The sequence below is a fragment of the Ferrimonas sediminicola genome, assembly GCF_005116715.1.
In the GTDB taxonomy this organism is placed as follows: Bacteria; Pseudomonadota; Gammaproteobacteria; order Enterobacterales; family Shewanellaceae; genus Ferrimonas; species Ferrimonas sediminicola.
In genome coordinates, this window is the sequence record NZ_SWCI01000001.1 from 354,528 (window position 1) to 372,617 (window position 18,090).

Genomic DNA, 18,090 nt, shown 5'->3' on the forward strand with positions numbered 1-18,090 from the left:
CTCTGCTGATCCTAGCCGACCACGCTACCCAATTGGAAGATCGGAAGATACATTGCCACCACCAACCCGCCTACGAGTGATCCTATCACCACCATCAGCAGAGGCTCGATCAGGGTGGAGAGGCCGTCGACGGCGTCATCCACCTGCATCTCGTAGATGTTGGCCACCTTGTTGAGCATCTCATCCAGGGAGCCGGACTCCTCGCCGATAAGCACCATCTGTACCAGCATGTCCGGGAACACCTTTTGGGTGCGCATCGCCATGTTCATCTGCAGCCCGGAGACCACCTGGTCCCTGACGGCCTGCACCGCACTGCGGTACACCGCATTGCCCGCGGCCCCGGCGGCGGAATTCAGCCCCTCGATCAGTGGCACCCCGGCGGCGAAGGTGGTCGCCAGGGTCCGGGCAAAGCGGGCTACGGCCCCCTTGTGCAGTATCGGGCCCACCAGGGGCAGCCTGAGCAGCAGGGCGTCGAGGCGGTCGCGCACGCGGGCCGAGCTGCGATGGGCGCGGATCCCTCCCCACACCAGGCCAATCACTCCGCAGGCGAAGTAGGGCCAGGCCTGCTGGAGGACGCGGGACAACTGGATCACCCACTGGGTAAACAGGGGCAACTCGGCGTTGAAGCTGGCAAAGATCTCTTCGAACTGGGGCACCACGAACAGCAGCAGGATCACCGTGACCATCAGGGCGACCAGGATCACCGCGGTAGGGTAGAACATCGCCTTCTTGATCTTCGACTTCAGCGCCTCCGCCTTCTCCCGGTAGGTGGCGATGCGGTCGAACACCCGGTCCAGGGCGCCGGAGTGCTCTCCCGCCTCCACCAGGTCGCAGTAGAGCTCATCGAACTGCTGACGGTGGGGGCGCAGTGCCTGGGACAGGGGGACGCCCGCCTCCACCTGCAGCAGGATCTCTCCCAGAAGGTTGCGCATCGCTTCCCGGTCGTGGCCCCGACCGATCATCTGCAGGGTGGTGACCAGGGGAACGCCGGCCAGCAGCATGGTGGCGATCTGCCGGGTCACCATGGCCAGCTCCATGGGGGTAATCCGCCCTCCTCGTTGGAACAGCGGGCTGGGCTTCCGCCGCAGTCGCACCGCGTGGATCCCCTGTTTGCGCAGCTGGCTGCGGGCCTCTTCGGCATTGACGGCGCGGATTTCACCCTGGGTACGGTCGCCGCTGGCGTTGGCGCCTCGCCACAGAAACTCGGTGATGGTGGGGGCGGCGCCCTTGGCGGCACGGCTCATGGGGCCGCCTGCCAGTCGGTGATGCGGTTGATCTCTGCCAGGGTGGTGACGCCGGCCGCCACCTGGGCCAGGCCCGACTGGCGCAGGGGCACCATGCCGCCCTCCCTGGCGACCCGGGCCAGCTCCAGCGAGGTGCCGTTGGCCATGATCAGCTCGGCCAGGGAGGGGGACATGGGCAGCAGTTCATAGACCCCCAGGCGGCCCCGGTAGCCGTCGGTGCAGTGATCGCAGCCCCTGGCCCGGTAGAGGGTGGGGCCGGAGGCGATCTGTGTGTCACTGAATCCCGCCTCCTGCAGTACCTCGGGTGTCAATGGTTCCGCTTCCCGGCAGTGGACGCACAGCCGTCTGGCCAGCCGCTGGGCGATGATCAGTGACACCGAGGCGGCGATGTTATAGGCCGGCACGCCCATGTTCAGCAACCGGGTCAGGGTCTCGGCGGCGGAGTTGGTGTGCAGGGTGGAGAGCACCAGGTGACCGGTCTGGGCGGCCTTGATGGCGATCTCCGCGGTCTCCAGGTCCCGAATCTCCCCCACCATGACGATGTCCGGGTCCTGGCGCAGGAAGGCCCTCAGGGCGGAGGCGAAGGTGAGTCCGGCCCTGTTGTTTATCTGTACCTGATTAATCCCCGGCAGGTTGATCTCGACCGGGTCCTCGGCGGTGGAGATGTTGCGCTGCTCGGTGTTGAGGATATTCAGCCCGGTGTAGAGGGAGACGGTCTTACCGGAGCCGGTGGGGCCGGTGACCAGGATCATTCCCTGGGGCCGTTGCAGTGCCGACAGGTAGAGCCGCTTCTGCTGCGGTTGGTAGCCGAGGACGTCGATGTTGAGCAGGGCCGCCGAGCCGTCCAGTATCCGCATAACGATCTTCTCGCCGAACAGGGTCGGCAGGGTGGAGACCCGAAAGTCGATGGCCCGCTTGGGGCTCAGGCGCAGTTTTATCCGGCCATCCTGGGGCAGGCGGCGCTCGGCGATGTCCAGCTTGGACATCACCTTGAGGCGGGCGGAGATGCGGCTGGCCAGGTTGACGGGCGGGGTGGAGACGGTGTGCAGCACCCCATCGATGCGAAAGCGGATGCGGTAGCTCGACTCGTAGGGCTCAAAGTGCAGATCCGACGCCCCCCGCTTGATGGCGTCGGTGAGCAGCTTGTTGATGTAGATGACGATGGGGGCATCGTCGGCGGCCGGCGGCGCCTCGTTCGGCGCCCCCAGCTCCTCCACCTCGAGGTCGCCCAGGTTCTGCTCATCGAGCTCGGTCAGTTCCAGGGCGTCGAAGTCGCTCTCCAGAAACCGGTCTATCACCTGCTCCAGAGCCGACCGCTCCACCAGCACCGGCACCGACCGCAGGCCGGTGTTGAACTCGAAATCCTCCAGCACTGTCAGGTTGGCTGCATCAGAGGTGGCAACAAACAGCTGACCACCTCGGCTGGCCAGGGGCAGGCAGCGGTGGCGCTCCACCAGCTTCTGACTGATCAGCGCCGACGGCAGGGAGTCGGGGTTGAGCTGGCGGATATCGAACAGCGGCGCTCCCAGGCTGCGCGCCTGCCGATAGTAGTGGGACTCCAAACGGCCCCCTAGCAGAGTCCGGCGGCGAGACAGCTGCCTGATTGGCTCCAAGCGATGGCGCCATTGGTGGCAGCCGGGGCCAGGATATAGGTTTTGCCGTCTACCGAGGCGGCTCCGGTGGCGGTAATGCCCGCGGTGGTAAAGGTCACACTGGCGACGTTGGCTCCGCGATCGGCGCCGTTGACGTTGCCGCTGGCATCGATATCGACCTTGCCGCTGCAGGCGGTATGAACCTCAGCCGCCGTGGCCGTAGTGCCCACGGTCTGCATGCAGACCTCAATCTGGGTCTTGATGGAACCGGTGGCGGCAATCACTTCGGCGAATTTGGCGCGTTTTGTGTAGGTCTGGTAGGCGGGCAGGGCGATGGCGGCCAGGATGCCGACGATGGCCACGACGATCATCAGCTCGATCAGGGTAAAGCCTTGCGGGCGGGTATGGGTAAGCATCTGGATACTCCTTTCCATGGGCGACATTCCGTGTCTCCTCCCCGCCTCCTGCGGGGAAGTGGTTCTAGTCTAAAACTAGTACAAAGTACTGGCCCTACAAGGCCAAGGGGGAAAAATCGTCGAGGCTGGAGAGACCGGCTCAGAGCGCAGGCGGGTCGATGAGAGGGGAGTGAATTGATGGGGAGCAACGGCACCCCGGGGTGCCGTTGCGGTGAGGTCTCAGCGGAAGCGCATGGAGAGATCGACGGCCCGAACATGCTTGGTCAGGGCGCCGACCGAGATGTAATCGATGCCGGTGTGGGCGAACTCGGCGATGGTGTTCAGGGTGACGTTGCCGCTGACCTCCAGTTTGGTTCGGCCCCGGTTCAGCTCCACCGCCTGCATCTGCATGGTCAGGTCGAAGTTGTCCAGCATCACGATGTCGGCGCCGCAGTCGATGGCCAGCTTCAGCTCCTCCAGGTTCTCCACCTCCACTTCGACCGGCTTATCGGCATGGAGGGTACGGGCGGCGGCGATAGCCTCGCCGATGCCGCCACAGGCGGCGATGTGGTTCTCTTTGATCAGGAAGGCGTCAAACAGGCCGATGCGGTGGTTCTTGCCGCCGCCGCAGGTGACCGCGTACTTCTGGGCGGTGCGCAGGCCGGGGATGGTCTTGCGGGTGTCCAGCAGTTGGGTGCCGGTGCCCTCAAGCTTGATGGCATACTGGTTGACCACGGTGGCGACCCCGGAGAGGGTCTGGACGAAGTTCAGGGCGACCCGCTCGCCGGTCAGCAGTGTGCGGGCCGGACCAGAGAGCTCACACAAGACCTGGTTGGGCAGAATCAGGTCCCCGTCATCCACGTGCCAGTGGAGGGCCACCTCGCCCCCCAGCTGGTTGAACACCTGCTCGACCCAGGCCTTGCCACAGAACACCGCTTCTTCGCGGCTGATGATGGTGGCTTCGGCGGTGCGATCGGCGGGGATCAGTTGGGCGGTGATGTCCCCCTCGTCGGCAGTGAGACCTCCCAGGTCTTCAGCCAGCGCGGCGGCCACGGTGAGGCGGATGTCGTTTTCCAGCATAGCGAATTACTTCCTGATAGTAAGTGTTTGTCCCCGTTGCACCAGCTCCAGGTGCCGCAGGGCGTTCATCCCCAGCAGTACGGTATCGTCCTCCTGGCCGGGGTTGAGACTGGCCTCCAGATTATACAGGGTCAGTGGGCCGATTGTGAGTGTCTCTACGGTGGTGCGGTAGACGGTGATGCTGCCGTTGGCGGTGCTCACCGGGAAGGGGTAGCCAGCCTTAAGCCCCAGAGCGGGGCCGAGGTGGGCGGGGATCGAGGTGGTGGTGGCTCCGGTATCCAGCATCAGGGTGACCTCCTGGCCGTTGATGGTGCCGACCACCAGGTAGTGGCCCTGACGGTTCTGCTGCAGCACCAGCTCCTGTCCCTGGATCATCGGGTTCAGGTTGGGGTTGTGTTGGCGCTCGAGCTTGTCGTCGAAATAGAGGTAGAGCAGGGCCAGCATCGACAGCCAGGCGAGAAACAGCATCGGCTTGCCAAAGGGAGAGTGGGGGCGTGATCTCTTCATACCTGACCTGCTAAAGTGTGGGTTTTGGCATTATCGGTTTTCTCCATGGACAAGGGCAACCACCACTCTCTGGAGCCGCGGGGGCGTTGGCTCCATCGGTCGATCCATCGCTTTAGCCCGTTCCAGGACGCCCGTCCCGACGGTGTCCGCATCGACGCCCTGGTGATCCACAACATCAGCCTGCTGCCCGGGCAGTTTGGCAGTGACTATGTCGACCAGTTGTTCCTGGGCTGCATCCAGGTGGATCACCCGCTGTTGCAGCAGGTACGCGGCCTGAGGGTGTCGGCCCACCTGCTTATCCGCCGGGACGGCAGCGTAGTTCAGTATGTCCCCTTCGACCGCCGGGCCTGGCACGCCGGTGTCAGCGAGCTGGCCGGGCGTCACCGCTGCAACGACTTCAGCATCGGAATTGAGATGGAGGGCAGTGATCATTGCCCCTTCACCATGGCACAATATCATAGTCTTATCGAGGTAACTCTTTCACTGTTGGAGTCTTATCCCGATATTACTCTGGACAGAATCGTGGGTCACAGCGACATAGCCCCGGGACGGAAAAGCGATCCGGGCCCCTATTTCGACTGGGATCTCTATCGGCAAGAACTGAACAAGGCGCGCTAGATGGCTCTGTTTTCTCTACTGGTGGTACTGCTGCTCGAGCGGCTGAAGCTGATCGCTCCTTTCCTGCAGTTCAATGCGGTCTTCGGTGCCTACCGACGGCGGCTGTTCAGCGACAGCGAGTTGCGCAGCGCCTGGAAGATGCTGTTCGCGCTGGCCCTGGCCCCGGCGCTGGTGGCTCTGCTGGCCCATGAGTTGGAGGGGGTGGGCTATGGCGTCTGGCACCTGGCCCTGTGGTTGCTGGTGGGGGTGGTGCTGTTCGGTCACATGGAGCTGAGGCAGGCGTTCAAGGAGTATCTGCAGGCCGCCTGCCGGGGCGACATGCAGGCCTGTTTCCACACCGCGGACAGGGTGGACCCGGTTCCGCTGGAGGCGGTGAGCGAGCGGGAACTGGGTCAGCGGATGGGCCAGGTGGCCGCCTGGCTCAATTACCGCTACTACGCGGCGGTGGCCCTGTACTTTGTGCTGCTGGGCCCTGCGGTGGCCACCCTCTACTGCGTGGTCCGCGGTTATCATGATCACTTCGAACGTCATCAGCTGAACCGCCCACTGGTGTCCGGGTTGATGACTCTGCTCGATTGGGTGCCTGCTCGGCTGGTGGCTTTCGGCTTTGCCCTCTCCGGTCACTTCAGCCGCGCGCTGTCGGTCTGGCTCTCCCTGGCGTTTCAGCCGGCGGTGCCAGCCCGGATCCTGATCTACCGGGTGGCCCTGGTGGCGGAGGAGATCCCGGTGGAGAGCGCCGCGCCGGTGTGTGTCCAGTCGACCCTCAACCTGCTGAAGCTGGCCAAGCGCAACGTCACCCTGCTGCTGATCCTGGTGTCGCTGCTGACCATCTTCGGGGTCCTGAACTGAGGCTGGTCAGCCCAATTGCCCAGGGGAGTCCGCGGACTCCCCTTTTTGTTGTCCACTCTGGCTGAGTTCACATAGGCTTCACCTTTCGGGTGATCGGGCGCACACCCGTCAGTCTGACCAGTAAAAAGTCGATTGAAGAATCACCATCTTTAGGAGAGTTTTAATCGTCATCAGAATCCGGCTCAGTGCAATTGTCGAAATTGCGAGCCGTGCGGTTGATCTATCTCTCAAAGGCCGGATGATCCAACGTGGTGGCAATCCCCTTTGCCCGCCAGAATCTCATTCACAGATTCCTTTGATATCAAAATGTTGTAAAGTGGTCATACCATTGATTGCAAGGCCTGTTCGGTTTTATTGATCGGGTCGATCTATTGAATGCATTCTGTGATATCAATCAAAGTGGTTGCCATTTGCGAGTGTGATCTGCTACATTTCGTTGCGCACTCTTAATGGTCTTACCAATTGACAAACCATTAGCAGACTGGGAAGTTATCCGACCATGGCCTACCAAAAAATCAGCCAGCCAAAGCTGTCCGACGTCATCGTTAACCAACTGGAGAAGATGATCCTCGAAGGCAGCCTGAAACCGGGGCAGAAACTGCCGCCGGAGCGGGAGCTGGCGCAGCAGTTTGAAGTATCCCGTCCCTCTCTGAGGGAGGCGATTCAAAAGCTGGAGGTGAAGGGCCTTTTGAATCGGCGCCAGGGTGGCGGCACCTATGTGCAGGATCAGCTTTGGAAGAGCCTGGCCGATCCCCTTATCGAACTGCTGGCGGACAACCCGGAGACTCAGTACGACCTCCTGGAGTTTCGTCACGCAACCGAAGGGATGATGGCCTATTATGCAGCTTTGCGTGGCACCGATTCGGACCACGCCATTCTTAAGCAGAGAATTGAACGACTCCATGAGGTTCAGGGTCAGCTCGAGCTCGAGGCGAAGGCGATCGTGGACTTCTACCGTGCGGTGGCCGAAGCCTCACACAACGTTGCCATGTTGCACGTGGTGCTGAGTCTGTCGCCTCTGCTCGAGCGTAATGTCGCGGAAAACCTCGCACTTCTGTACCGTCGTGAGGGCTCCGCGCACTACGCCAACCTGCACCGTGAAGCCCTGTTGAAAGCGATCTTGAATCGAGAGCCCGAAGTGGCTCGCAGGGCCTCCAACGAACACCTGGCCTACATCGAGGAAGTGACCATCGAAGTGCGCCAGGAGGACAGTCGTCAGCAGCGCAGCCTGCGCCGCCTGCGGAACGACTATTAGCAGAATGCGAGTAAAGGCGGTCCGTCGGGCCGCCCCATCACAAGCAACGATGGAAGAGGAATTTTGTGATGCCGGAAATGTTGCCACACGACGTGGATCCGCAAGAAACTCATGAATGGCTGGGCGCCCTGGCCGCGGTACTGGAACAGGATGGCCCCGAGCGGGCACACTACCTGCTGGAGCAGATGATCGATAAGGCCCGCCGTAGCGGTGCCCATCTGCCCTACAAGCCGACCACCGCCTATGTGAACACCATCCCTGTCGGCTCCGAGCCCCACATGCCCGGTAACCAGGAGCTGGAGGAGCGCATCCGCGCCATCATCCGCTGGAACGCCCTGGCCATGGTACTGCGCGCGTCCAAGAAGGATCTGGAGCTTGGGGGTCACATCTCCAGCTTTGCCTCCAGTGCCACCCTGTACGATGTGTGTTTCAACCACTTCTTCCGTGCACCCAACGAGAAGGATGGCGGTGACCTGGTCTACTTCCAGGGCCATATCGCCCCCGGCATCTACTCCCGCTCCTTCCTGGAAGGCCGCCTGACCGAAGCCCAACTGGACAACTTCCGCCAGGAGGTGGACGGTAAGGGGCTGCCCTCCTACCCCCATCCCCGCCTGATGCCAGATTACTGGCAGTTCCCCACCGTCTCCATGGGACTGGGACCCATCGCCGCCATCTATCAGGCCCGCTATCTGAAGTACCTGACCGACCGCGGCATCAAGGATTGCTCCGAACAGAAGGTGTACTGCTTCCTAGGTGACGGTGAAGTGGATGAGCCGGAAGCCCTGGGCGCCATCGGCCTGGCCGCCCGTGAGGAGCTGGACAACCTGATCTTCATCGTCAACTGTAACCTGCAGCGTCTGGATGGCCCGGTGCGCGGCAACGGCAAGATCATCCAGGAGCTGGAGGGCGAGTTCCGCGGCGCCGGCTGGGAAGTGATCAAGGTGATCTGGGGTCGCTACTGGGATCCGCTACTGGCCCAGGATACCTCCGGCAAGCTGCTGCAGCTGATGGAGGAGACCGTCGACGGTGAGTATCAGAACTGCAAGGCCAAGGGTGGCGCCTACACCCGTGAACACTTCTTCGGCAAGTACCCCGAGACCGCAGAGATGGTGGCCAACATGTCCGACAACGACATCTGGCGCCTGAACCGGGGTGGTCACGATCCGGTGAAGGTATACGCCGCCCTGAAGAAGGCCAATGAAACCAAGGGCCGCCCCACCGTGATCCTGGCCAAGACCGTCAAGGGCTACGGCATGGGTGACGCCGGTGAAGGCAAGAACATCGCCCACCAGGTGAAGAAGATGGATATGGAGGCGATCAAGCACTTCCGTGACCGCTTCAACATCCCGCTGACCGACGAGCAGCTGGAAGAGATCCCTTACTACCACCCGGGTGAAGACTCCGAAGAGGTGAAGTACCTGCGTGAGCGCCGCGAATCGCTGAAAGGCTACATGCCCGCCCGTACCGCCAAGTTCTCCGAGGAGCTGGTGACCCCGCCGCTGAAGGCGTTCGACGCTGTGCTCAAGGGTTCCAACGGCCGGGAGATCTCCACCACCATGGCGTTCGTCCGGGTGCTGACCGCCCTGCTGAAAGACAAGCAGATCGGCAAGCGCATCGTACCCATCATTCCCGATGAGGCCCGCACCTTCGGTATGGAAGGCTTGTTCCGCCAGGTGGGCATCTACGCCCATGAGGGACAGAAGTACACCCCGCAGGACAAGGACCAGGTGGCCTACTACCGTGAGGACAAGAAGGGTCAGGTTCTGCAGGAGGGAATCAACGAGCTGGGTGCCATGAGCTCCTGGCTGGCGGCGGCGACCAGCTATTCCACCAACGATACCCCGACCATCCCGTTCTACATCTACTACTCCATGTTCGGTTTCCAGCGTGTGGGTGACATGGCCTGGGCGGCCGGCGACATGCGGGCCCGCGGCTTCCTGGTCGGCGGGACCTCAGGACGCACCACCCTCAACGGTGAAGGTCTGCAGCATCAGGATGGCCACAGCCATATCCTGGCCAACACCATCCCCAGTTGTGTGACCTATGATCCTACCTATGGCTATGAGGTGGCGGTCATCGTTCAGAACGGTCTGGAGCGGATGTACGGTGATGCCCAGGAGGATGTGTTCTACTACCTGACCACCCTCAACGAAAACTACGAGCAGCCCGCCATGCCGGAAGGCGTGGAGGATGGGATCATCAAGGGGATCTACAAGCTCGACAGCATCAAGGGGTCCGGCAAGGGCAAGGTGCAGCTGCTGGGTTGTGGCTCCATCCTGCAACAGGTCCGCAAGGCGGCCGAAGCCCTGGCCAAGGATTTCGGTATCGATGTGGATGTGTTCAGCGTCACCAGCTTCAACGAGCTGACCCGTGACGGCCAGGATGTGGAACGCTACAACCTGCTGCATCCCACCGCCGAACCCAAGCAGGCTTACATCAGCAAGGTGCTGGATGACACCCCGGTGATCGCCGCCACCGACTACATGAAGACCTACGCCGATCAGGTTCGCGCCTGGGTTCCCGGCGACTACCGTGTGCTGGGCACCGATGGCTTCGGCCGTTCGGACAGCCGTGCCAACCTGCGTCACCACTTCGAAGTGGACTCCCGCTGGGTGGTGCTGGCGGCACTGAAGTCCCTGGTGGATCGTGGCGAACTGCCGGTCGAGGTACTGAACCAGACCATCGAGCAGTACGGTATCGATACCGCCAAACCGAATCCGCTGTGGGCTTGATAGGGATTATATAAATGTCACAAATCAAAGAGATCCGTCTGCCTGACGTAGGCGGCGATGCGGTAGAGATCATTGAGCTTTGTGTGGCCGCGGGAGACACCGTGGAAGCGGAAGGCGCCCTGATCACCGTGGAAACCGACAAGGCCACCATGGATGTGCCCAGCGAAGACGCCGGTACCGTGGTGGAGCTGAAAGTCAATGTGGGTGACAAGGTGTCCGAAGGGGACCTGATCGCCCTGGTGCAGGTAGCCGGCGAGGCTGCCGCCGAGGCCCCGGCCGAGGCCGCGGCTCCTGCGGCAGAGTCGGCCCCGGCCGCCGAGCCTGCTGCGCCCGAGGCTCCCGCTGCCGTCGAGGCCCCTGTGGCCCCGGCCCAGGCGGTGGTGAAAGAGGTGACCGTGCCCGATATCGGTGAGTCCGGAGAGGTGGACATCATCGAGGTGTTGGTGGCCGTAGGCGACAGCGTCGATGCGGAACAGGGGCTGATCACCCTGGAGACCGACAAGGCCACCATGGAGGTGCCTGCCCCCTTCGCCGGCGTGGTGAAGGAGCTGAAGGTCAACGTGGGTGACAAGATCGGAGAAGGGGGCCTGGTGGCCCTGATCGAGACCCAGGAGGCGGCCCCGGTCACCGCAGAGCTGGCCCCGGCGCCCGCAGCCGAAGTACCCAAGGCGGCGCCCGCAGCGGCCCCGGCCAAGCCCTCTGCGCCCCCGGTTCCTCACCACCCCTCCGCGGCGGCCCCCAAGGCCACCGGCGCGGTCTACGCCTCTCCGGCGGTTCGCCGTCTGGCCAGCGAGTTTGGTGTGGACCTGACCAAGGTGAGCGGCACCGGTCGCAAGAACCGTATCCTCAAGGAGGATGTCCAGGCCTACGTCAAGTACGAGCTGTCCCGGCCCAAGGCCAGCGCCGCCACCAGCACCGGTGCCGGCAACGGCCTGCAGGTGATTGAAGGGCCCAAGGTGGACTTCGCCAAGTTCGGTGAGGTGGAGGAGGTGGCACTGACCCGGATCCAGAAGATCTCCGGCCCCAACCTGCACCGCAACTGGGTGACCATCCCCCACGTGACCCAGTTCGACGAGGCGGACATCACCGAGCAGGAGGCGTTCCGCAAGGAGCAGAACCAGCTGGCAGCCAAGAGCGACAGTGGTGTGAAGATCACCCCATTGGTGTTCATCCTCAAGGCGGCGGCCCGTGCCCTGGAGACCCATCCCAAGTTCAACAGCTCCCTGTCTGCGGATGGTGAGAGCCTGGTGATGAAGAAGTACATCCACATCGGTGTGGCGGTGGATACCCCCAACGGCCTGGTGGTGCCGGTAGTTCGCGATGTGAACAAGAAGGGGATCATCGAGCTGTCCAAGGATCTGGCGGAGCTCTCCACCAAGGCCCGTCAAGGTAAGTTGACAGCTACCGACATGCAGGGAAGCTGCTTCACCATCTCCAGCCTGGGCGGCATCGGCGGGACTCAGTTCACTCCCATCGTCAACGCCCCGGATGTGGCCATCCTCGGCGTGTCCCGCTCCGAGATGAAGCCCAAGTGGGATGGCCAGGCGTTCCAGCCCCGGCTGATGCTGCCCCTGGCGATGTCCTATGACCACAGGGTGATCGACGGTGCTGACGCGGCCCGCTTCATCACTACCCTGAGCCAGACACTGGGTGACATCCGTCGATTGATTCTGTAAATCGGCATATAAAAGGCCGACCATTCTGGTTGGCCTTTTGTTTAAGGAATCGGGGCAGTACAATGCCAGCATCCCCGCCGTCAGGTGGTGACTGCCCCAACGGAATGAATAAAAAATAGAGGACATTATGAGCAACGAGATCAAAACCCAAGTCGTGGTTCTCGGTGCCGGACCCGCCGGTTACTCCGCCGCTTTTCGTGCCGCTGACCTCGGCTTGGAAACCGTTATCGTTGAGCGTTACTCCACCCTGGGTGGCGTGTGCCTGAACGTCGGTTGTATCCCCTCCAAAGCACTGCTGCACGTGGCCAAGGTGATCGATGAAGCCAAGGCGATGGCCGATCACGGCGTAAGCTTCGGTGAGCCGCAGATCGATCTGGACAAGGTTCGCGCCCACAAGGAGAAGGTGATTGGTCAACTGACCGGCGGACTGGCCGGCATGGCCAAGATGCGTAAGGTGAAGGTGGTCAACGGCTTCGGTAAGTTTACCGGCCCCAACTCCATCGCCATCGAGGGTGCCGACGGCACCACAGTGGTGAACTTCGACCACGCCATCATCGCTGCCGGCTCGCGTCCCATCGAGTTGCCTTTCATCCCTCACGAAGATCCCCGTATCTGGGATTCCACCGATGCCCTGGAGCTGAAAGAGATCCCCGAGCGCCTGCTGGTAATGGGCGGCGGCATCATCGGCCTGGAGATGGGTACCGTGTACCACACCCTGGGTTCCAAGGTGGACGTGGTGGAGATGCTGGATCAGGTGATCCCCGCAGCTGATAAGGATGTGGTTCGCGTCTTTACCAAGCGGATGAAGAACAAGTTCGACTTCATGCTGGAGACCAAGGTGACCCAGGTGGAAGCCAAGGAGGACGGCATCTACGTCAGCATGGAGGGCAAGAAGGCCCCGGCCGAACCTCAGCGCTATGACGCGGTTCTGGTGGCCATTGGTCGCACCCCCAACGGTAAGTTGATCGACGCCGACAAGGCGGGTGTGAAGATCGATGAGCGCGGCTTTATCAATGTGGATAAGCAGATGCGCACCAACGTCAACCACATCTTTGCCATCGGCGACATCGTCGGTCAGCCGATGCTGGCGCACAAGGGTGTTCATGAAGGCCATGTGGCTGCCGAGGTGATATCCGGTAAGAAGCACTACTTCGATCCCAAGGTGATCCCCTCCATCGCCTACACCGATCCGGAAGTGGCCTGGGTGGGCCTGACCGAGAAGGAAGCCAAGGCGCAGAACATCGCCTACGAAACCGCCGTCTTCCCCTGGGCCGCCAGTGGCCGAGCCATTGCCCAGGATGCCGCCGACGGCATGACCAAGCTGATCTTCGACAAGGAGACCCACCGGGTGATCGGCGGTGCCATCGTCGGCAGCAACGGCGGTGAACTGCTGGGTGAGATTGGCCTGGCCATCGAGATGGGCTGTGACGCCGAGGATCTGGCGCTGACCATTCACGCCCACCCGACCCTGCATGAGTCCGTGGGTCTGGCCGCCGAGGTGTATGAGGGCAGCATCACCGACCTGCCCAACCCCAAGGCGAAGAAGAAGTAATTCTCTTCAAATGCGAATTAAGCGGCTTCGGCCGCTTTTTTTATGCACAGATGGATGGAAGTTTGATAGAACAACTTTTAAAGTAGCGATTCGATAACCATAACTATAAAGGTGTTTCTTCTGTTGAGGTGGCTCACGTTTCTGGTCCTGTTGTTGGGGCAAGCTTTACCGGCGCACGGTCTTCAGAGCCGTGTCTTTGATCACCACTCCGGATTCGCCTCCAACTCCGTCACCGACATGGCGTTCAGCGACCGCGGACTGCTGTGGGTGACCACCCACGATGGCCTTTACCGTATCGCCAGCCACAAGGTGCGACGCATCGATCGCTTCAACGACACCGTTCTGCTGCCCGACTTCACCCTGGTCAGGGTGTCGACCCTGCCCAATAACCTGGTGCTGATTTCCAGCGAGCATGACCTGTTCCTGCTGGATGAGCGGCAAAACCGCGTCTCCCTGATCGGACGCGACAGCTATACCGACTACCAGCGCGGCGGCGCCACCGCCATCACCGAAGCGGAGGGGGCCACCTTTTGGGTACTGAACGAGCTGGGACAGCTCTACCGCTTCGATATGGATCGCCAGCAGGCCACCCTGCTGTCGGTGATCGGCGCCCAGAAACACTTCTTCCAGAGGATGGTCCATCACCGCGACACCCTGGTGACCGGTACCCGTAACCAGCTGATTCGCTTCTCCATGGACGGGGAGGTTCTGCTCTCCCAGGAGTGGCCCAAGGAGAGGGGGAATCTCACCACCCTGTTCTCTGATCGCCAGGGACGGTTGTGGGTCGCCTCGACCCGGGGCCTCTATTACCAGCAGGGGGAGCACTTTGTTCGCATCGACGCCATCGGACGTTCGGTGCGGGATATCAAGCAGGACAGCAACGGCAACCTGTGGGTGGTCACCACCATGGGGTTGTTCCGCCTCGGCGGGGAGGATCTCCAAGTTACCGCCCTGGGCCGCAGCGAGGATCTGTTCGATCTGGCGGCCAGCATGCATAAGCTGGAGCTGGATGGCCAGGACAACCTGTGGGTGGCGACCATCAGCGCCGGCATCGCCGCCCTGTCTCAGCCGGAAGACTATGTGGTGGATCGGTTGTCGACCCACACCTCCCCGGCACTGGGCGCCGATGTGGTGTGGGGCTTCGGCGGTGACGCCGAGCAGCTGTTTGTCGCCCATGACCAGGGGCTGGACGAGGTCAGCCTGGTGCAGCGGACGGTTCGGCCGATGATCCTGGAGGGGCTGGACCCGCTCGATGCGGTGTTCAATGTGTTGCCCATCTCCGACACCGAGTTGCTGGCCGGCTCCTCCAAGGGGTTGTTTCTGGTGGACCGGGCTACCGGTATGGGGCGGCGCATCGCCACCGGTGATGACGGACTGCCGGATCTGAGCAACCGGGTGATCCTGAGCCTGGCCCAAGGGCCGGGCCGGGTATGGCTGGCCACCGACATCGGGCTCTATCTCTACCACACCGACAGCCGCAGCCTCGAGGTGATTCTCGATGAGGGAGAGCGGCTGTCCGAGGTGCGCAATGTGCTGGATCTGGGGGATGAGGTGTGGCTCGGAGGGCGGCAGTTGTTTGGTCGCTACCACCTAGCCGAGCGCCGCTTTGAATCCACCCTCAACTGGCTGCCTGCCGGGCCGGAGTATCACTTCGGTCCCATGACCCGTGTCGCCGAGAACCGCCTGCTGGTGGGCAGTTTCGGCGAAGGGGTCCTCGAGGTGAATACCAAGCTGAAGATGGCCTTTGCCATGAATGAGCAGTGGCGGCTGAACTGCATCACCCCCTACTTCATCGAAGCCACCAGTGAAGGTGCGGTGATCGGCTGCCCCCAGGTGCTCGCCCGTTACAACAGTGACAGCGGCGAGATCATCAGCGTGGGCAAGGATGGCGGCCTGTTCAATACCGAACTGAATGAGGGGGCCGCCTACCGGCTTGGGGATGGCTCCCTGCTGGTGGGGAGCACCACCGGCCTGTTGCGGGTGGACCCGCTGCAGATCACCGAGGCCCAAAGCAGCAACGGCATCCAGCTGGAGTCGGTCAAGGTGCAGTACGAGGATGACAGCGATCTCTTCCTGTTGCCCGAGCAGCAATCGGTGACCATCCGCCCCAGCTTCGAGCTGGTCACCATTAAGCTGGGGAGCAGCAATCTGATCACCGCCCCGGCGGTGCAGTTTCGCTACCAGCTGGTGTTTGACGGCAACCCCAGCACCATGACCGAGCTCAATGGTGAAACCAGCATCACCCTGTCACGGATGCCGCCGGGGAACCACTCGTTGCTGGTCTATGGCGAGTTTGACGGCAAGTGGCAGCAGGAGCCGCTGCGGCTGAACTTCCGGGTGGAGCAGTACTGGTGGGCCCACCAGGGGATGCAGTTGCTGTTCCTCACCGTGACCATATTGATGCTGTTCATCACCGCGGTGAACTGGCGCAACCAGCTGCGTCGTCAGCGCCGCATCAACCAGGCGCTGAGACAGAGCCAGCACCGGCTGCAACTGGCCCTTCAGGGGGGCGGCTCCGACATCTGGGAGTGGGACGCCAAGAGCGACAGCTTTTATGTGGAGAATCGCCAGACCACCCTGTCCAGGACCAACCGGCCGATGCGAATCCCCAGGCTGGGCATGACCTTGCACCGCCAGGATCTGCAGCCGGTCTACCAGGCCTGGAAGCAGCTGTTGGCCGGGGACCTGGAGAGACTCAATGTGGAGTTCCGCGCCATCAGCCCCGTTGGCGAGTGGCGTTGGTTGTGGGTTACCGGGACGGTGATTGAGCGGGATCCCGAGACCGGCCAGACGCTGCTGGTGGCCGGGGTCTATGCCGACCGCACCAAGGTGCGCAAGATGGCCCACCTGCATACCCTCTATGCCCACGCCATGGAGAACACCACCGAGGGGATGATGATCCTCGACTCGGAGTATACGGTGACCGCCCACAACCCGTCGGCGCTGGCGATTCTTGGCTACCCCAAGGGCGCCCTCGAGGGGGTCAGCCTGGCGGATACCCTGCTGACTGACCGCACCATCCTGCAGGAGATGAACCTCGCCCGCCGCTGGAGCGGTGAGGCGCAGATGCGCCGCAGGGGACGTGGTCAGGTTCCGGTGTGGCTCAACCTCAGTCATATGTCGCTGGACAGCGGCGGCGACTATCTGGTGGTGCTGTTCTCCGACATCTCCGAGCGCAAGAAGCAGGAGATGGCGCTGCAGAAGCTGGCCAACTTCGACCTGGTCACCGGGCTGCCCAATCGCTCCCAGTTCGATCAGCAGATTCGCGAGCTGATGGAGCAGGCGCCCGGAGAGCCCCTGGCGATGCTGTTCCTGGATCTGGACAGGTTCAAGCACATCAACGACACCTTCGGTCACGGAACCGGGGATGCCCTGCTGGTGGAGGTGAGTCGGCTGCTCTCCTCGGTGGTGGGCGGCAGCGGCACCGTCTGCCGGTTTGGCGGTGACGAGTTCGTGATCATTGTCCGCGACTTTAGCCACCGACTGCAGGTGGAGGCCCTGGCGGAGCGGATACTCAGCCTGCTGTCGGAGCCTATCCAGGTGCAGCAGCAGGTGCTCTACCTGTCGGTAAGCATCGGCATCGCCCTCTATCCGGAGGATGGCAGCCAGGCGGAGGAGCTGCTGAAGAACGCCGACCTTGCCATGTACCATGCCAAGGAGGAGGGGCGCGGCCGTGCCTGCTTCTACACCCGGGAGCGCGACGCCCAGGCCACCTACCAGCTGGAGATGGAGAATGAGCTGCGCCAGGCCCTGGAGCAGGATAAGCTGAAGATCCACTACCAGCCCCAACTGGATGTCTCCGACAGCAGCGTCTGCGGGGTGGAGGCCCTGATGCGTTGGAAGCGGGAGGACGGCACCCCGGTGTCACCGGATCTCTTCATCGAGCTGGCGGAGTCCAGCGGACTGATCATCCGGTTGGATCGCTGGATGCTGGAGAACGCCTGTCGTGAGTTCATGTCCTGGCCGGACAACCAGGCGCTGAAGCTGTCGATCAATGTCTCTGCCAGCCACTTCCGCCAGTACGATTATGTGGAGTTTATCCAGTCGGTGTTGCAGAGCACCGGCATTCCGCCGCAGCAGCTGTGCCTGGAGATCACCGAAGGGGTCCTGATGCAGCAGGTCAACCTGGCACAGGCTCATCTGCTGGCCCTGAGGGAACTGGGGATCTCGGTGGCGGTGGACGATTTTGGCACCGGCTACTCCTCCCTCTCCTACCTGAGTCAGTTTGCGGTGAACAGCCTGAAGATCGACCGCTCCTTTATCCAGTCGATGCTGGAGAATAAGGCCAACCGGGCGATCACCTGCAGTATTCTCGACCTGGGCCGCAACCTGGAGCTGGATGTGGTGGCCGAAGGGGTGGAAACCCCGCAGCAGCTGGCCTTCCTCCGCAGTCAGGGCTGCCACCTGGTCCAGGGGTATCACTTCGCCCGGCCGATGCCGTCTTCACAGTGCTGCCAGTGGCTGGCAAACTGGACCCCAAATGAACAGGAACTGTTGATGGCCTCCTCCTAGGGCCTGCGCAGCCGGGGGCGGCCGTTGTCGCGGCCCGGCCTGAAGCGGCGGCCCCGGTCGCTCACCCAGGGAGGGGGG

At 62.3% G+C, this 18,090-nt stretch carries 12 protein-coding genes; 7 read left to right on the top strand and 5 right to left on the bottom strand.

Going from position 1 to position 18,090, the window contains the following annotated elements:
• Positions 1-11 precede the first annotated feature (11 nt).
• From FCL40_RS01640 to FCL40_RS01660, 5 genes are all read right to left on the bottom strand, one after another.
• On the bottom strand, positions 12-1,244 hold the full coding sequence (locus tag FCL40_RS01640; protein WP_136850695.1) for a type II secretion system F family protein: 1,233 nt from the start codon (positions 1,242-1,244) through the stop codon (positions 12-14).
• A complete protein-coding gene (gene pilB / locus FCL40_RS01645) occupies positions 1,241-2,806 on the bottom strand; it encodes a type IV-A pilus assembly ATPase PilB (protein WP_324614056.1) in 1,566 nt (521 codons plus the stop codon). Before pilB ends, FCL40_RS01640 begins: the two co-directional genes overlap by 4 nt.
• An 8-nt stretch (positions 2,807-2,814) precedes the next feature.
• Positions 2,815-3,252 carry a pilin gene (locus FCL40_RS01650; protein ID WP_136850699.1) on the bottom strand — a complete coding sequence of 146 codons (438 nt, stop codon included), beginning with the start codon at positions 3,250-3,252 and terminating at the stop codon, positions 2,815-2,817.
• A gap of 219 nt (positions 3,253-3,471) precedes the next feature.
• Positions 3,472-4,311, bottom strand: a complete 840-nt coding sequence (nadC, locus tag FCL40_RS01655) for a carboxylating nicotinate-nucleotide diphosphorylase (RefSeq protein ID WP_136850700.1) — start codon at positions 4,309-4,311, stop codon at positions 3,472-3,474.
• Positions 4,312-4,317: 6 nt separating this feature from the next.
• Complete coding sequence (locus FCL40_RS01660) at positions 4,318-4,818, bottom strand: retropepsin-like aspartic protease family protein (protein WP_136850701.1); 501 nt, start codon at positions 4,816-4,818, stop codon at positions 4,318-4,320.
• 45 nt (positions 4,819-4,863) lie between these two features.
• Here FCL40_RS01660 and ampD point away from each other — a divergent pair, with 45 nt between their 5' ends.
• From ampD to FCL40_RS01695, 7 genes are all read left to right on the top strand, one after another.
• On the top strand, positions 4,864-5,436 hold the full coding sequence (gene ampD / locus FCL40_RS01665; RefSeq protein WP_136851361.1) for a 1,6-anhydro-N-acetylmuramyl-L-alanine amidase AmpD: 573 nt from the start codon (positions 4,864-4,866) through the stop codon (positions 5,434-5,436).
• A complete protein-coding gene (gene ampE / locus FCL40_RS01670; protein WP_136850703.1) occupies positions 5,437-6,285 on the top strand; it encodes a beta-lactamase regulator AmpE in 849 nt (282 codons plus the stop codon).
• A 499-nt stretch (positions 6,286-6,784) separates the two neighbouring features.
• On the top strand, positions 6,785-7,540 hold the full coding sequence (gene pdhR / locus FCL40_RS01675; RefSeq protein ID WP_136850705.1) for a pyruvate dehydrogenase complex transcriptional repressor PdhR: 756 nt from the start codon (positions 6,785-6,787) through the stop codon (positions 7,538-7,540).
• A 68-nt stretch (positions 7,541-7,608) separates the two neighbouring features.
• A complete protein-coding gene (aceE, locus tag FCL40_RS01680; RefSeq protein ID WP_136850707.1) occupies positions 7,609-10,272 on the top strand; it encodes a pyruvate dehydrogenase (acetyl-transferring), homodimeric type in 2,664 nt (887 codons plus the stop codon).
• A gap of 14 nt (positions 10,273-10,286) precedes the next feature.
• Entirely contained in the window at positions 10,287-11,948 is a 1,662-nt protein-coding gene (gene aceF, locus FCL40_RS01685) for a dihydrolipoyllysine-residue acetyltransferase (protein ID WP_136850709.1), read from the top strand.
• 127 nt (positions 11,949-12,075) lie between these two features.
• On the top strand, positions 12,076-13,500 hold the full coding sequence (gene lpdA / locus FCL40_RS01690) for a dihydrolipoyl dehydrogenase (protein ID WP_136850711.1): 1,425 nt from the start codon (positions 12,076-12,078) through the stop codon (positions 13,498-13,500).
• A gap of 153 nt (positions 13,501-13,653) precedes the next feature.
• Positions 13,654-18,012: an EAL domain-containing protein gene (locus tag FCL40_RS01695; RefSeq protein WP_136850713.1), complete on the top strand. Its 4,359-nt coding sequence runs from the start codon at positions 13,654-13,656 to the stop codon at positions 18,010-18,012.
• Positions 18,013-18,090: the final 78 nt, after the last annotated feature.